The sequence below is a fragment of the Lactobacillus sp. B4026 genome (assembly GCF_026535825.1).
Taxonomy (GTDB): domain Bacteria; phylum Bacillota; class Bacilli; order Lactobacillales; family Lactobacillaceae; genus Lactobacillus; species Lactobacillus panisapium.
Genome location: NZ_JAFNPD010000001.1, coordinates 119,975 through 136,241, shown reverse-complemented (window position 1 = coordinate 136,241; position 16,267 = coordinate 119,975). Strand labels below are relative to the sequence as shown.

Genomic DNA, 16,267 nt, shown 5'->3' with positions numbered 1-16,267 from the left:
TGGTTTGAAAATAAAGCTTTTTAACACATCATACTTTATGCAATCTATTTAGTCTGTTGACAAAATTCTTTTTGGATTATCAACTATCATTTTATTAAACACTTCTTCTCCAAGCTCTGATTTTAAAGTGTCTTTTAAGGTAGTAATAATATATCTTAATCCAGGTTGCCCATTATAAGATAAAAAATACTTTTTTCTACCCATATCTCCTGCTAAGCAAATATAATTTTCATATCCATCCCTAACTAACTCACTTAACATTTGGACTCGTTTTTGATCATGACTACTAAGTTCACGACCCACATGGTCAAAGCTAACACTGGCTCCTGTATCACATATTTTTTCAATGTAGGTGATGTCTTTCATAATATCGACATGACTTAAACAAATATGACTTAAATCTGCTCCTTGAGCTTTCAAAATTTTTAACTGCTCAAGGGCCATTGTTCCTTTATCACAATGTGTGATCATTGGAATATGAGTGTCATGCTGCACAATTCCTTCAATTTGCAAAATTCTTTTTTCTCTTTGAGTAATTTTTTTATAACTTGTACCAGCTTTCATAGCAGCTGGTAATAAATGATGTGAACTAACGCCATTTGTTATTTCGCCAACTAAAAAATCATAAATTTGTTGGTCAGATAGCTCATCAATCCATTTGGGCATAAACTTTTCTTTATGAAATCCCGTTACAAAACAAACATTTATTCTAGCTTTTTTTGCTATGCTTTCTAAAGCAATTGGATTTCTACCATAATTAATCGGAGTTAAATCAACGATAGTCTTACCACCATAATTTTTAAAATCAACTGCTTCTTCTACACTTTTATCAACATCGTCGAAAGTATAATCATAATATTGAGGTAATGCATTTGGAATCACAAACAAATGATCATGAATATAAGTGATACCCAACTCTTCTGACGAAACAGGTCCATTAACTGTGTTTATCATTATCATCACCATTCAGCGATAGTGCCATCATAGTTAACCCAAGAAGGGTTATTCCACACTAAGCCTTGTTGAGCAACTTCTTTAATTTTATCTTCGTCCATCTCAATCCCCAAGCCCGGCTTTTTAGGAATGTTCACAAAACTATTCTGATACTGAAAAATTTCCTTATTTTTAACAAAATCAAGCAAATCAAATCCCTGATTATAATGAATACCCAAACTCTGTTCTTGAATAAAAACATTAGGCGTACATGCATCCACTTGGAAAGTTGCTGCAAGTGCTACTGGACCATAAGGGGCATGGGGAGCAACAGCCATGTCAAAAGCTTCCGCCATAGCGGCAATTTTTCTTTCTTCCATTAAACCACCACAAAGAGAAATATCTGGTTGAACAATGTCAACCGCTCCCTGCTGAAAAAGCCGTTTAAAATCCCAACGAGTATATAATCTTTCTCCCGTTGCAATAGGAGTAGACACTTCATTTGCGATATTTTGAAAGCTTTCCCAATTCTCTGGCAAAACGGGTTCTTCAATAAACATTGGATGATAAGGTTCAAGTGCTTTAGCTAAAACTTTGGCCATAGGCTTGTGAACTCGACCATGAAAATCAATTCCAATCGCCATCCTATTGCCAAACTTATCTCTAATAGATGCAACACGCTCAACTGCAGCATCAACTTTTTCATAAGAATCAATATAGTGCATCTCCGATGTTGCATTCATTTTTACCGCTCTAAAACCTTTATTCCAGCGTTGTTGTGCCATCTCCACAACATCTGATGGGCGATCTCCGCCTATCCAAGAATATACCTGAAGTCGATCACGAACTGCCCCTCCAAGCAACTCGTAAACTGGAACATTAAAAGCCTTACCTTTAATATCCCACAATGCCATTTCTATTCCCGAAATTGCCGTTCCATTGATTGGACCGCCCCTAAAAAAAGATCTATGTAGTCTTTGCCATATCTTCTCAATTTGAAAAGGATCTTTGCCAATTAATTTACTTGCCATCTCTTTGACACAAGCGACAACTGTCTCAGTCTTAGTACCTGAAACTAATTCTCCCCAGCCAGATATTCCCTCATCAGTCATAATTTTGATAAAAATCCAGCGTGGTTTTACTTTATAAACAACAAAATTTGATATTTTCATTTTTCCCTCAACAGATTAAAAAATCATCTTTAATAGCTCAGCAATTTTATAAATAATAAAGCCAACAATATGTGTTCCGGCATCTTCTGTTGAAATATATTGGACACCTTTTGCCAAGTGAAAACCACCAGCAATAGCAAGTTGAGTGTGAATTGGAGCCAAAGCAGTACCAATCCAAAGAACACAACATGTTATTACAATAGTAGATAAAATTCCTCTAAACACATTTCCCTTGCTAAAAGCTACTGGCCAAGCTGATAGCCACATTGCTTGATAAGCAATATCTGAAATTGGGAGCAAATGATTGCCCGGTAAAATAGCTGCCAGAAGCAATGTTATTGGAACCATAATAATGCCACAAGCAATAGCAGAAGAATTAGCAACAGTTAGTGCTGCATCAACACCTATAGTAAATTTATTCCCAGGAAATTTCTTATTAAGTAATTCTTTAATTGAATTTGCGAAGGGAATTAATCCTTGCATTAAAATTTGCATCATTTTCGGAGTCAAAACCATTGTAGCTGAAGTACTCATTCCAACAATAAGAATTTTGCCAAAATCTTCTTCTGCTAGCACTCCGATTAAAACACCAATGACAAATCCCATGAATAATGGTTCACCAACAAAGCCAAATTTTTTTTGAATCTTTTCTGGTCTACCATCAATTTTTTTAATTCCTGGAATTATACTCCATAGCTTGTTCAACAACCAAGCAATTGGAGCCCAACCAACAGAGTTGGCAGTAGGAAATGAAATTCCCTCTAATCCAAAATATTTTTGTGCTAATGGAGCCGTCCAATCAGCTAATTTAAAACTAATAGCCGCATCTATTGCAGCAGCTGCTAAAGAAGCAATAGCACTTTTGGTTATATACCAAACTAAAGCACCAGTAAAAATATAGTGGTTATATGACCAAAAATCTACCATGACCGTGTTGGTGGTCTTAGTAATAATCATTAAGATATTAAGGGCTAAAACAACAAAGACAACAACAGCTGCTAGTGGAAAAGCCCAAGTAGCTGCTGCTCTTGCTGGCCAGCCCACATCCATAATACTGGTCTGAATTTCCCAATGCTTTACCATTGCTTGTACAGAAGGACCTACTTGTTGAAGAAACCAGTTAATAACAATATTTACACCAGCAAAGCCAACTCCAATCGTTAGCGATGACTTAACTAACGTTCCCAACTTAACTCTAAAAATAAGACCTAAAACAAAGATAACAATTGGCATCATAACCATTGGACCTAACCCACTGATCCAATTTAATGCATTAATAACCCAATTCATAAAATTCACTTCCTCCTATATCATTTTTTTAGAGCAGCAAGTATTTCTTCTGTAGGTTTATCCTCACCAACTCCAGTTACGAATGGTGTACCCAAAATCACCGGTGTATTTTCAGTAACATTTTTATCCAGCTTTCCTGTTGGAACAATGAAATCAACTTTATTAGTAGCTAGGTTGCCCTGAACTTCCGAAAACTTACATTGAATAATATTAGGCTCAGGCAAACCATTTTCACTTGCAATAGTTCTTACTTTTTCTGAAGCTAAAGTTGATGTAATCATTGAGGATGCACAACATACAATGACAGTTTTTTTATTCATTTTATTTACCTTCCTTAAACAAATTAACAATTTCATCTTTATCTTTTGCTTTGATTACTTTTCTTAAAAAATTTTGATTTTGAATAATTTTCATTAATTCTTGTAATAAAAGTAATTGCTTTTTCGGATTATCAAATAAAATCTGAATAATAATATTTACAGCACATTCTTTTGAAGGGTCATCCATGCGTCTGAAATATACAGGGTCTTTCAAAGTTGTTATAACTAGTTGAGTGGTTTTACTATGTTGATAATCTGTATGTGGAATCGCTACACAAATTCTTCCTGTTTTTAACCCGGTTGGAAACTGTTTTTCCCTTTTTTCAACACTTTCCAAATATTCAGAATCTATTTTTTGCTCATTAAAAAGATGCTCACAGATTCTTTTATAATAAGATGAAGGATTCTCGAAAGTTTGATTTAAGAAAATGTCTTTTTTAGAAAGCAATTCACTTTCCACATCTATCACCGTCCTATGCCTTTTTGACTAAATCAATTAATGCTTTGTGTAACTTATTTACATCTTGCTTAAAGACATCTTCTTTTTTAAAAGCACTTGAGCCTATCCCAGCAAATTGAGCACCATTTTCAAAAAAGTCATGAACATTATCTTTAGAAATTCCTCCAACTGCCATTAAAGGAATCTTTCCTAAAGGAGCTTGGATAGCTCTAAAGTATTTAGGTCCCACAGTAGACGCTGGAAAAACTTTAATAATATCTGCCCCATAATTCAGCATTTTAAAAATTTCATTTGGTGTTAGAACTCCCGGTACTGTAATTACCTTTTTTCTTTTAGCATATTCAATCATATGTTTGTTAAATGCACAGGCACTTAAAATAAATTTTGCACCTGCATCAATTGCATTAATTTCATCTTTAATAGTTAAAACAGTACCAACTCCGATTGTTATTTTGTCCCCAAATTCACTACTCAGCTTGGTAATATCTTCTACTGCGTGCTGAGTATTCATCGTTATTTCAACAGCAAAGTTATTTTCCAAGCCACTCATTGCTTCTAAAATTGCATGTGATTGTTCAAAAGAATATCCTCGCAAAATAATGGTATATTTTGGATATTTTTTAGTTTTCATGTTTATCCTCTATTTCTATAAACTTAGAGATCATTTGATAAACATCTAATGATGTCTGACAATTCGTTATCTGACTTATTATTTTTTGATTCATCGCTAAGCGGGCAAATTGCTTAACAGCTCTTGAATAATTTGGATGACTATATAATGCTACTGGCGCTATGACAAAAACTCTTCTGTTATATGGTAGTTTAATTGGCCACTTAGATATGAAAAGGCTTATTCCATTTCCCAAAATTCCTGTTTTTGGTAAAGAATGAGGAATTGAGATATTTGTTCCTAAAAAGCTATAGTTATTAGGTGAATTAATTTGACGTTGTAATTCTTTCTCATATCTTAATTCTATTTTTTTATCTTTTAATAAAGGAGCCAAAGCCAAATGTAGCGCTTTTTTCCAATCTATATTTTTCTCTTGATTTATAACAATATAATTAGGCTTAATGTAGTATAGTAAATTAGGGAACCCCCTATAATTGGTAACATTCCAATTATTAATTAAAAGTACTTTTTCAATTTCGTTTTTTAGTTTTTGACTATTATTAATTTTTGCGTATTTAGAAATTAGTTTTAGTAGCTCATTTACTTGATCATCATTTTTTTCTATGCCTAATTGTTTTAAAACTCTGTAACGTAAAGCTATTTTTTCAGAATAATTCATATCAGGTTTTACAATGTATTCAAGTTTGTTCGTCTTCAGTGGAATGGTTGAAAAGACAACGTCGTAACTAATTTCAGAATTTTCAAATTCACGCATTGACATGGAAAATAAAAAAATAATTTCTGGAAATAGTTTTTCCAAAACTCTAATTAGAATATTGGACATAATAATGCCATTTGAACAAACAACAACTGCCTTATATTTGGTCTTTTTCTTACTAATTGAGCTCGATTCATTTACTAGTTGATAACCGAAATAATAAGTTAGGAGTTGAATCTCATTTATAGGAAAAGAAGTGCCGATCCATTTTTCTAATGGTTCAACTAACTCCTTAACTATTTTTAAAAGTATTTGATGATTCTGATCAGTTTCTACATCCATCATTCCAATATTAGGTAGATGATATTTTACCCGATAACAAGCTGGCCTCAAATGATTCATCAATCTTTTCTCAAAAATAGTTTGATTATCTATTTGTACTAAAGTCTTTTGCTTAAAACCCTCGACTATTTGATGAGTAAACCTAAAAATTTTCTTTTCATCTGTGCCAAATAGTAAATTTGATTTATCATAAACATTAGAAGTTAAAATTTCTAATGAGATCCACTTCAAATCATAATTATCCAAATTTTTTAGTGCAGGATAGTTTTTTAAAAACTTGTATTCATTTGTTTGAGAGATAAAAATATCATCATGGTTTGAGACTTGCTTTTTAGACTTTTGACTTCTCAATAATATAACTTGAATGATAAATTTTAAGGCCATAAAATAAGTATCAGAAAAAATAACCTTAAATTTATCCTCAATATCCATTATGAGAACAGTCGCTTTTTTAGCGATTGTTTTATTTTGTGTAATTTCTAAAATTATGTCATCAGTAAATAGCTTGGCATTATTAGAAAACAAGAGTGTAGCTAGACGATAAATATCATCTTTACTACCATTGAGAGAATAGCCTTCTGTACGATTATATTTCAGTTCCAAATTACTTTTCTTTGCCAATATTTGAGCTTTTTTAACGTCATTAGCTACAGTCGTTTTAGAATAACCAAGAAACGAAGTTAAATGATTAAGTGAAACATAATTCGTGTTTAAAAATAAATAGGCTAAAATCAAAGTGATCCGATCGTTATCAGAATACTCTTCGGGATATTCTTTTCCATTACTCTGGAGTAACAGCTCAATCGAATGATCATATCCAAATGAACCATTTCTATACCTGATTATTTCTGGAATATGCATGGATCTTAATTGATCATTAATTAGTTCAATCGCATAATTTATTTGCCTTCTACTTAACGATAATTTTTGCATCATCTCCGATATTTTAATATTAGGTTCTTTTAACAAAAGGGAAATTAAATTCTGGATACGTTTATTCATATTCACTCCCCCTTTCACTTTCAATTATAATATTAAAAAAGCAATTTATGTATGCGCTTTCGTAATGAAACTTGTATAAGCTAATATTGTAGGTTAGACAATTATTGTATAAAGCAAATAGAAAACATGACTTAATTTTGGTTTTTTTCTTTAATTGGCTCAAGTATATTTACTAACTGTCAACCGAAACGATTAGAAGTTAAAGCGTCCTAAAAGGTCATTTAAAATAAATATATTTGAAGCCGTATGCCTTTAATCTTTTACTTCTAACTGAATGATGAACCTTAAGAGCTAAAAAATGTGACTTTAAATTTATCTTCAGTATCCATTTTTGTGTGACTTAGGTAATAATACTGATATTGAGACCTCAGAGTTAAGTGAAAACTTAAAAACGTTGTTATAATTAAAAGCGAAGGTAATCTGACTGCTAGCAAAAATATGTGGGCTATAGCCCGATCACAGCTAAAATTTAACCAAGTATTCAGGTAATTCTCTTATAAGAATGCCACTTGTAGATTAAACCCTACTTTGGATCATACTTATGCTTAAGATAAAATTGCAGACTAAATCATGTCAATTTGGATGATAGTTAAAGAAATACTATTGAAAAAGATAAAGTCATTTAGAAAACTGATTCTAGTAACAATGAGTAAGCTCATATAAAAACTTTCTGACCAAGCCTATAGAGAGTTTCAAAGGCTTCATAAATTTACTAAAATTCACTTTTAAGTTGATAATTACGCATATATGGGGCTGGACGATGCCAAATGGCACAGGATACTAGAAAATTAATAATTATGAAATTTATCGTTATTTTTATATACCAAAAACACAGTAGAAAAGGAAAAATAAAAATGGGAAAACAAAAACGGTTAGTTAGAGTAATGATTACTGCATTATTTAGTGTTGGTACGTTGGGAGCACTTAATAGTGCACAAACAGCACAAGCTACAAAAACTTCTCATAGTGTAAGCTTGAAGCATAATGCCTATGTATATAACAAGAGTGGCATTCGCAACAGTAAAAAGAGCTTGAAAAAAGGACGCCGTTTTGTAACTTATGGTCTTAAAACAATTAAGGGCAAAAAATATTATATTTTGTCTAAGGGTCGATTAATTAAAGCCTCTAATGTACTAGGAAAAAAGCCTAATAGCAAAAACAAGTATGTTTTAGCAATAAAACTGCTTAATTCAGCACCAGTATTTAATAGTAAGGGCCACTCATTAGGAATTACTTTTAAAAAAGGTTTAGTTACAGTCGCTAAAGGTAAAGCTAAAATTAAGGGCCAAGAATATTATGCTTTAAAAAATAATCGTTTTATTAAAGCGAACGAAGCTAAAGTAATTGATGATAAACCAACTAGTATTTCTAATGTCCCTACTCAATCTACACAAAATAATGTTAATAGTAGTCAAAACGAGTCCAAGAGAGACAAGCCTACTCAAAAAGAAATAGATTATTTATTAAAAGAAAAAGGATATGTTTATTTTTCTGACAAGGAATTAGCACAGATAAAAGATTATTTATGGGAAAAAATTCAGAATTATAGAGTTGAAAATGGTTATGAAAAATACAAATCTAATCCAGAATTAGATACTTTTATTAAAAAAGTTTCTTCAAGCTCAAACAATATGTTTTTGTATTCAGAAGATATAAATAATCAAGAAGTTGCAAAATATTTACCAACCTTAGCAAGTAAGGGTATGAATGCGGTTCAAGCAGTTGACCATTATAAGTATTATGGTAATTATATTGGAGCACCTGCCAACTTTAATTTATATGATCGTAATACTGAACATGTTGCTACTGAAATCTTCAATAGTTTAAAAAATGATCCATTTTACGAAAGTAAAATTGTAGGTTTATTTGATAAGAAAGCATTTGCTTCATTAGGATTAAACTATAACTGGGACGGTACTTATTCAACGGTTGGATTAGTGTTTATTGAAGTTGCTGGAACAGGCACTGAGTGGACAAATTACTATAACGCAAATTAACAAAAACTGACTTAATGTTTCCTTAGATAAGAAAAATTAAGTCAGTTTTTTCGATAGAATCTTTAGTATGGTTAACCCTTTAATAATAACTTTTATTCAATTAATCTTTATCCGTATAAAAATCCTTCAATCGGTAAGTAGTTACCGGTTCAACGTAATAATTATACTTGGCAACTAAATCACAGATTTCATCACCATTGATCAGGGTAATAATCCGTGTTCCCTGCCGAGCAGTCTTCACAGCATCACGGGTAAAATCAGAATTAGTAATAAATATTCCAAATTCCGCATTATATTTATCCATAGCTCCTCTAAATTTATCAATTTCAGGAGAAGAAACTTTGCCTTGCCAACGCTTTGCTTGTAGAGCAACTCTAGTTGTACGGTAATCATTTGAACGAACATAACCAAAACCGTCTAAGCCACCATCAGCTACGTACCTAACGCCAATTTTGTCATCGACGTCAATACCCATTTTGGTTAAAAGGCCCCGGCAAAAAAGTTCAAACTTCTTGGGGTTCATTTTCATCAAGGCATCGAGCAAGTCTTCTCTCCACTGGTCCTCTTCCGTTTCTTCATCAGTTGCGGTTTTGGCAGAATCAATTTCTATTAAATGTTTTTGCTTTAATTCATTTGAACTACTGTCTTCCAAAAATGGACGAACATCTTTTACCGCGTCAAAATTATCAAAATTAACCTTGCGCCCTTTTTCTGACAGTTCAAGTGCTCGATTATCATCCGTATTAATAAAACCAACTAAAATCAAATATTTAACGGCAAAGTTCATTGTGTAATCAAAAGGATGATATCTTTCACCAGTTTTTTTAGATACTCGTGTTTTATCAACTTCGGCTTCAGAAATGACCTCAGAACTATCACGAATTTCATTACGTATATCTTTTCTGGTCACTTGACCGCCAAGTTTATGCATCGCAATTAAAACTTCTTTCATTGCCAAATTTTCACTATTAATTTGTCGATTAGCCATTTAAATTGTTCCTTTAACTATCTCAATTACACTACTATCTTTTATTATAAATCTATGATGATATTCATACAATCTCACTACCAGGTTCAATTACCGGCAATAATAAAAATGGCACATCTGCTTAGGAAGCAAACCTGTGCCATTTTTACTTTTTAATTTTCTGTTTCTAGGGGCTTAATCTTAGTGGTATATACTGCTTTAACCTTTTCACGAACCTCTGATTTCCATTTAAGCCAATTGGTTAAATCACTATTTGGATGTTCTTCTTTATATTTTTCAAAAAACTTCCTACTCGTTAAATCTCCCATCCCCTTCGTATTTTTAACATCAGGATCATAGTTCTTAACGACATATTGGAGATTACTATAATTCAAGCCATAGTTCTTCGCAAAGTTTTGCAAAATTTGCTGACTCTCTTGATCAATTTCTTGTTGCAAGATTTCTTCAACTTTTTGAGCAGAATATCTTTGAGGTTCACGTTGGACGTCATTCCAAAGACTGCGAATATGGTCAGCGCGCGGTTTATTAGTCTTAGCGTATTGATCAATATAATCGTCGACTTGTGCTTGATTACTTGAATCTTGTGGCAAAGCCTGCTGCTTTACTTCATTATTAGAATCAGAAATATAATCTCTGATCAACCCCATAATGTAACCTTCATCAACTTCTTTGGTATGGAAAGATTCCAGCTCATAGTCTTCGTCAATCCCGATATCAACTGGCTCATCGCTTTCACCATTATCCGCCTTGAGCTCATCAATAATGTTATTGTAAGTACCCTCAAGTCGATCAAGAGTTGCCGAAGGAATATCATTAATATCTATCTGTTCAGCCGGCGGCAGATTCTCTTGCGTGTCTAATTCATCATAGGTTTTAATAGCTGCAAGTGTCTTATCATATTCCTGGAAAATTTTCAGAAACTTCTTTTGTTCTTTAATAGGAGCATCAGCAAGTTGGTCGACTGCTTCCGGATTTTGAACATACTGATCAATTTTTTTCCGAGCACTTTGATAACGTTTTTTAGAAGTTGACCAATCTGGCGCTAAAACATCATTCGTGCCACCTTTGGCATACAGCGTCAGCGCAGTATCAATGGCGTCACTATACTGATCAGGATATTGGAAAGTAACCACTTGCCCCCAAGTTTTTCCTACATCATAAATCCGGTTAGTTCTTGAAAAAGCTTGAATTAAATTCTGTGGATTCATTGGCGGCCGGTCAAGATACAAGGTCGAAAGCCGCGGTGCGTCAAAACCAGTTAACAGCCGGTCGACAACAATTACAATATCAAGTTGCTGGTTAGGCTTTTGATATACCCTTTCTTTACAAGCTAAGCGATCGTTAACGTTATGGTTATAACCACCTAATTCAGACATGGAAAAATTAGTATTGAACATCTGATTATAATCTCGCAATGATACTTTCATCTCTTCTTGGTTAGCAGCCGATTCAGCTTCATTTTGCGAGATTGAATACGTAATAGCTATTCTTGGAAAATCAGGCGCCACTTTTTGAATCCGCCGAGGAACTTCACCTTTATCAATAGTCTCGCGAAAAATGCGGTAGTATTTTTGCGCTTGTTTAATTGATGAAGTTGAAAAAATCGCCGAATAACGGTGACCGTTGCTTAGGCCCTGCTTACGATATGACAAATCTAAAACCCGTTTAACTACCGCCTTCATATGAGCATCAGTCAAATAAACTTCATCGTTATCACTTTGATTGCTATCGCCTTGATTGTCGATTTTAAAACCTAGAACCTTTTTATCATGAATCGCATCTTCAATGGTATAAGTGTGTAAAACCGGACCATATAATTGCTCGGTCGTTCTAGCCTCCTGGCCATTTTCTGTTCGAGCATTTTCATCAAAAATGGGCGTTCCAGTGAAGCCATACCATAACGGCTGACGATTGAAAAACTTATCTAGCTCGCGTTTTTGTGCTGGCGTAACCGCCCGATGGCACTCATCAACAATAAAAGCTAACTGCAAGTCCTTTAATTTCGCATATTTTGTTGCAATCTCAGGTGAGTTCTCCATCCGTTTAAAAATTGCATGCATTTTTTGTCTAGTCGTCACAATCACGCTGCGATTACCATCACCCAGTTGCTTTGCCAGCTCAAAACTATTTGCAGTATCGTCGACATCAATCGTATCGTTGTTGGCATAGGTTTTGAACGCAGTCGTAGTCTGCATGTCCAAGTCTTTACGATCGATTAGAAAAATTGTCTTATCGATAGCAGGAATTTGTAATAAATTACGCGCTACTTTATAAGACGTAAGAGTTTTACCCGATCCAGTAGCATGCCAAACAAAGCCAGACTTGCGAGCCTTTGAAGCATTAAAAATTGCCTGAATTGCTTGAATTTGGTACGGCCTAAGCAAAATAATTTTTTGTGCTTTATCATCCAAAACCGTGTAATCAGCAATCAGATGATGCGCCATTGGAATTGATAAAACTGCTTCCGCAAACTCCAGATAATCATCTACCGGCTTCTTATTGAGATCAATCCAGGTGGTCAAAAAATTGGCATTCAACTTCTGTCCTGCTGCAATATAGCGCGTAGTAGTACCGTTAGTTACAACAAACATTTCAACAAAGTTATAAATGTCGCTAAATTTATCTTCTTTAATATACTTTTGAATCTGCCTAAAGGCATCCATATAAGGAAAATTGGGTGTTTTTAATTCGATATGAATTAAGGGCAAGCCATTAATAAGCAAAGTAACATCAAAGCGTCGATCCTGATCAAGAGCTGACATGCCAGAAGCATTGACTTCAACTTGGTGAACAACTTCGTATACTGATGACCCACCGGAAACGTTAGTATTGTCTAAAATTAATAAATCTGCATCTGGCAAAGCCGAATTATCACGCTTTAAATGGTGTCGCACTTGCCGATTGGCACCTGACAAAAATTTGGCAGCTTGATAAAAATTGGGCCGCGTGATTTGCGTCCGAATGGTCTCTTTCTCATTGGTCGTCAAAGGAACATCACGAAGCTGATCACGATTATTATCTTCTAGAATTTTGAAAAAATTATCCCATAATTGCGGAATTGTTCTTAAATCTTCTCGTAGATGCCACTGATTAGTCCCTTGCGTCAGATGATTAATCAGCGCTTCTTCCATTTGAGATTCTTTTACCGAAGTCAATACCATGTCATTCTCCTTTCCAACTATTCAACAAACATATTTTGCAGTAAGGACTTTTTAACTAGCTTTAAATTACTAAATTTTTTATTTTCAAGTTCAATTAAGCGATCTATTTTTGCGAGAAGGTTGCCTATTTTTTGTTGTTCTTTTACATTTGGAAACTCTAAAGTTATTCTCTTCATATCTTTATTAGATATTTCTAAAAAAGTAGATCCAGAGGCTAATTTTTTAGCTTTTCTTTTAATTTCAAATCCATATGAATAAACAAAATACGGGTATACATTATCCTTTAACTCCAAAGATTGAAAACCTTGATTAGTAGCTGCAGGTGTTTTTAATATTGCCATATCGCCAATACCTGCACGACTAGTGAATAAAACTGTTTTATTTGCTGGGAGTAACTTAGCTGAACTCTTTTTTAGCCCTATTTTAGAAATTTTTTTATTACTTGAATATGCAAATGGCTTTTTCCCTATTTCAGTTGGCGAATACCAATTGATATCACCGTTCCAGTAGTCTGCTTTATTAGTATCTGGTGTCCCTCCGCCAACAATTTTGGATATTTCTTGCAAGGCATTAGTTTTCCATTCGTCTTCAAACCCCTTAAACCGCAATTCTGGTATTTTTTCATCTTGCTTAGGAAATAGCTTTTGCAACAGGGCTTTTTTCAGCAATTCCAACTGGTCGAGCTTTTGCTGCTGCAAATCAAGTAGTCGGTCTAATTTAGCAAAAAGATCGCCAATTTTTTGTTGTTCAGAAAACTGTGGAATTTTAAATTTGTACTTCCATAGATCATCAATTGCTATATTAGCTTGATTAGCATTACCACGTTCTATTCTAGATATATAGTTAGAATAGTTTGGTTTGCAAAGTAAAAAATAAACAAACGGGCTATTAATTTTATTGATAGTCGACAATTTTACTAAATTTTGATTCAATAGATAATTAACACTTTTACTGACAAATATTGCTCTGCCTACTGATGAACTTTTTAGCTCCGTTTTTGAGCCAACAGTAGTTATAATTATATCCCCTTTATAAATTCTATATTTTTGATATGATTCAGCTGTTTTCAAAGAAACAAAGGTAGAATCTTTCTTCAACTCATCAATTTTATTTTCAGTTAAGTCAGTCACTCTAACAATTCTAATTCCTGTATTAGTATAATCCTTTGATTTGAAAGCAAAGCCCTTCACATATTTTGTTACTTTACCTAATTTATCAGTTTTCCATTCTTCTTCAAAGCCTTTAAATCTGATACTTGGTACAAGTTTATCTTCACTCATTTATCCAACCTAACCATCTTTTATAAAATGTTTTTTAATTGATCAAGTACTTTTTTAGCCTCTTCATCTGTTCCAACCAGCTCGTCCATCGCTTTTTTGATCTCATCAGTTACTTGTGTTTCTTCATTTTTAATAGCTTGCATATCAGAGGCTAACTTTTGCACATCTACAGGAGGTTCTTCTTCAAAGGTATCTACATAACGCGGAATATTTAAATTAAAGTCATTTTCTTTAATTTCGTCATAACTAGCTTTATGAGCATATTTTTCGACATCTTTACGTTTAGCATAAGTCTCCAAGATTCGGTTAATATCTTCTTCTCGTAACTTGTTCTGCGTTTTGACCTTTTCAAAATCCTTAGAAGCGTCAATAAACAAGACATCACGGTCCTGCTTATCTTTCTTTAGCACAATAATCACTGTTGGAATACTGGTACTGTAAAACAAGTTTGCAGGTAGACCAATTACTGCATCAATAGAACCATTCTCAAGCAGCTTTTGCCTAATTTTACCTTCAGCAGCTCCCCGGAATAACACTCCGTGTGGCAAAACGATTGACATTGCCCCGCTGTGCTTTAAATGATACAGTCCATGCAATAAGAAAGCATAATCGGCTTTCGATTTTGGCGGTAAAACGCCGTAAGGAGAAAAGCGTGGATCATCCAAAAAACCTTTGTTAGCAGACCACTTTAACGAATACGGCGGATTCATGACGACAGCATCAAAATTATTGACTTCCTCAGCAGGCCAATCTTCATCTAACGTATCACCATTGCGAAGGTGACGATTTGCTTGGTCAATATTGTGCAGAATCATGTTCATTTTGGCCAAATTATAGGTTGAGGTGTTAATTTCTTGACCATAATAGGTAATACGGTCATGGTTGGGAACATACTTTTTAAAGTTTAATAGCAACGAGCCTGAACCCATTGCCGGATCGTAAACGGCCATGCCGTCAGTATAATCTTTGCCTACTAATGTTAAACGGGTCAGTAATTGTGAAACTTGTTGCGGCGTGTAAAATTCGCCCGCCTTTTTACCAGATTCTGAGGCAAACTGACTGATCAAATATTCGTACGCATCACCTAGGCTGTCACCAGGAGTTTTTACTAATTCAATTTTGCCAATTGCTTGAATTACATTTGCAATCGTGTCTGTTCTCTTCTGCGCGGTGCTTCCCAGACTCTTAGAATACAAATCATAGTCATCAAACAAGCCTTCAAAGTCTTGATCACTACTTTCAATTTTATTAAAAGCATCCCCCAATTGCTTAACTTGGAATGAATGATCATTCACAGCTTTTAAAATACTATTGTACGTGTATTCTGGCTCAATTACATAGCCCAAGGACATTTTTAGCTCATCAATTAGGTCCTGCTCATTAGCGTTTTCTTCATATACTTCCTGAGCTTGCTCAAGCGTTCCATCTGATTGATCAGTTAAAAGCTCCAAAACATAATAAAGCATATGGTCAGACAAATATTTATAGAAAACTGTTCCTAATAAATAATTTTTGTATTGATTAGCGTCCATCTTCGAGCGCAATGAATCAGCAGCACTAAATAGCCCTTGCTGCAAACTTGTAGTTGTATTTGACATTTTTCCTCCAACTTTTCTTGTTTTATATATTCGTACAAATTATAGTCTCTAATTTTGTGCAATAAGATTAAGTTCTTTTTAATTATTAGGTCTAGAATCCAAATTGATTAAAGAGCTACTGTAATAACTCAGAGTTAATTGTATCATTGTTTGATATCAACTGAATGAGACCTCTGGAATTAGCTTTCGTTTTCAAAAATTAAAAATATTATTTTATAGTATCAAGCAATCTTTTCAACTAGATAAATACTCCAGATGCTGCTAAAACTTCACATAATCTAACTTGAAATATAATTAAAACAAAAGGTATCAAACTACTTAGTAGTATGATACCTAATCAATTAGTGTTTGACTCCTGCTAGTTATAATTTTATTTATTACTGTATTTAATTAAAA

Annotated in this window: 12 protein-coding genes; 1 reads left to right on the top strand and 11 read right to left on the bottom strand. The window is 33.7% G+C overall.

The annotated features are described in order from the left end of the window. Nucleotides 1–48: 48 nt before the first annotated feature. From J3U69_RS00790 to J3U69_RS00760, 7 genes are read right to left on the bottom strand one after another with little or no spacing between them, the layout of a single operon-like run. Nucleotides 49–954, bottom strand: coding sequence for a phosphotriesterase family protein (locus tag J3U69_RS00790; RefSeq protein WP_267392936.1), 906 nt, complete (start codon nt 952–954; stop codon nt 49–51). 5 nt (nt 955–959) lie between these two features. Beyond that, nucleotides 960–2,105, bottom strand: coding sequence for a galactonate dehydratase (gene dgoD, locus J3U69_RS00785; protein WP_267412732.1), 1,146 nt, complete (start codon nt 2,103–2,105; stop codon nt 960–962). Nucleotides 2,106–2,120: 15 nt separating this feature from the next. Next, complete coding sequence (locus J3U69_RS00780) at nt 2,121–3,395, bottom strand: PTS galactitol transporter subunit IIC (RefSeq protein ID WP_267412731.1); 1,275 nt, start codon at nt 3,393–3,395, stop codon at nt 2,121–2,123. A 20-nt stretch (nt 3,396–3,415) separates the two neighbouring features. After that, the gene (locus tag J3U69_RS00775; protein WP_267412726.1) at nt 3,416–3,715 is read right to left on the bottom strand and encodes a PTS lactose transporter subunit IIB; all 300 of its coding nucleotides are present in this window, start codon (nt 3,713–3,715) and stop codon (nt 3,416–3,418) included. Between the two features lies 1 nt (nt 3,716). Continuing rightward, on the bottom strand, nt 3,717–4,175 hold the full coding sequence (locus J3U69_RS00770) for a PTS sugar transporter subunit IIA (protein ID WP_267412725.1): 459 nt from the start codon (nt 4,173–4,175) through the stop codon (nt 3,717–3,719). Between the two features lie 13 nt (nt 4,176–4,188). Then, entirely contained in the window at nt 4,189–4,806 is a 618-nt protein-coding gene (locus tag J3U69_RS00765) for a bifunctional 4-hydroxy-2-oxoglutarate aldolase/2-dehydro-3-deoxy-phosphogluconate aldolase (protein ID WP_267412724.1), read from the bottom strand. Continuing rightward, nucleotides 4,796–6,847, bottom strand: a complete 2,052-nt coding sequence (locus tag J3U69_RS00760) for a BglG family transcription antiterminator (RefSeq protein ID WP_267412722.1) — start codon at nt 6,845–6,847, stop codon at nt 4,796–4,798. The genes J3U69_RS00765 and J3U69_RS00760 overlap by 11 nt, the downstream gene beginning before the upstream one ends. Before the next feature lie 767 nt (nt 6,848–7,614). Between J3U69_RS00760 and J3U69_RS00755 the strand changes: the two genes are divergently transcribed. Further along, nucleotides 7,615–8,844 carry an SLAP domain-containing protein gene (locus tag J3U69_RS00755; RefSeq protein WP_267412721.1) on the top strand — a complete coding sequence of 410 codons (1,230 nt, stop codon included), beginning with the start codon at nt 7,615–7,617 and terminating at the stop codon, nt 8,842–8,844. Nucleotides 8,845–8,944: 100 nt separating this feature from the next. Here J3U69_RS00755 and J3U69_RS00750 read toward each other — a convergent pair whose 3' ends face one another. The 4 genes from J3U69_RS00750 to J3U69_RS00735 all read right to left on the bottom strand — a co-directional run bounded on the left by J3U69_RS00750 (nt 8,945) and on the right by J3U69_RS00735 (nt 15,871). Further along, nucleotides 8,945–9,832, bottom strand: a complete 888-nt coding sequence (locus tag J3U69_RS00750; RefSeq protein WP_267412720.1) for an Mrr restriction system protein — start codon at nt 9,830–9,832, stop codon at nt 8,945–8,947. A gap of 152 nt (nt 9,833–9,984) precedes the next feature. Then, nucleotides 9,985–12,993, bottom strand: a complete 3,009-nt coding sequence (locus J3U69_RS00745) for a type I restriction endonuclease subunit R, EcoR124 family (protein ID WP_267412719.1) — start codon at nt 12,991–12,993, stop codon at nt 9,985–9,987. A 17-nt stretch (nt 12,994–13,010) separates the two neighbouring features. Beyond that, on the bottom strand, nt 13,011–14,273 hold the full coding sequence (locus J3U69_RS00740; RefSeq protein WP_267412718.1) for a restriction endonuclease subunit S: 1,263 nt from the start codon (nt 14,271–14,273) through the stop codon (nt 13,011–13,013). 20 nt (nt 14,274–14,293) lie between these two features. Beyond that, entirely contained in the window at nt 14,294–15,871 is a 1,578-nt protein-coding gene (locus J3U69_RS00735) for a type I restriction-modification system subunit M (RefSeq protein WP_267412717.1), read from the bottom strand. Nucleotides 15,872–16,267 lie beyond the last annotated feature (396 nt).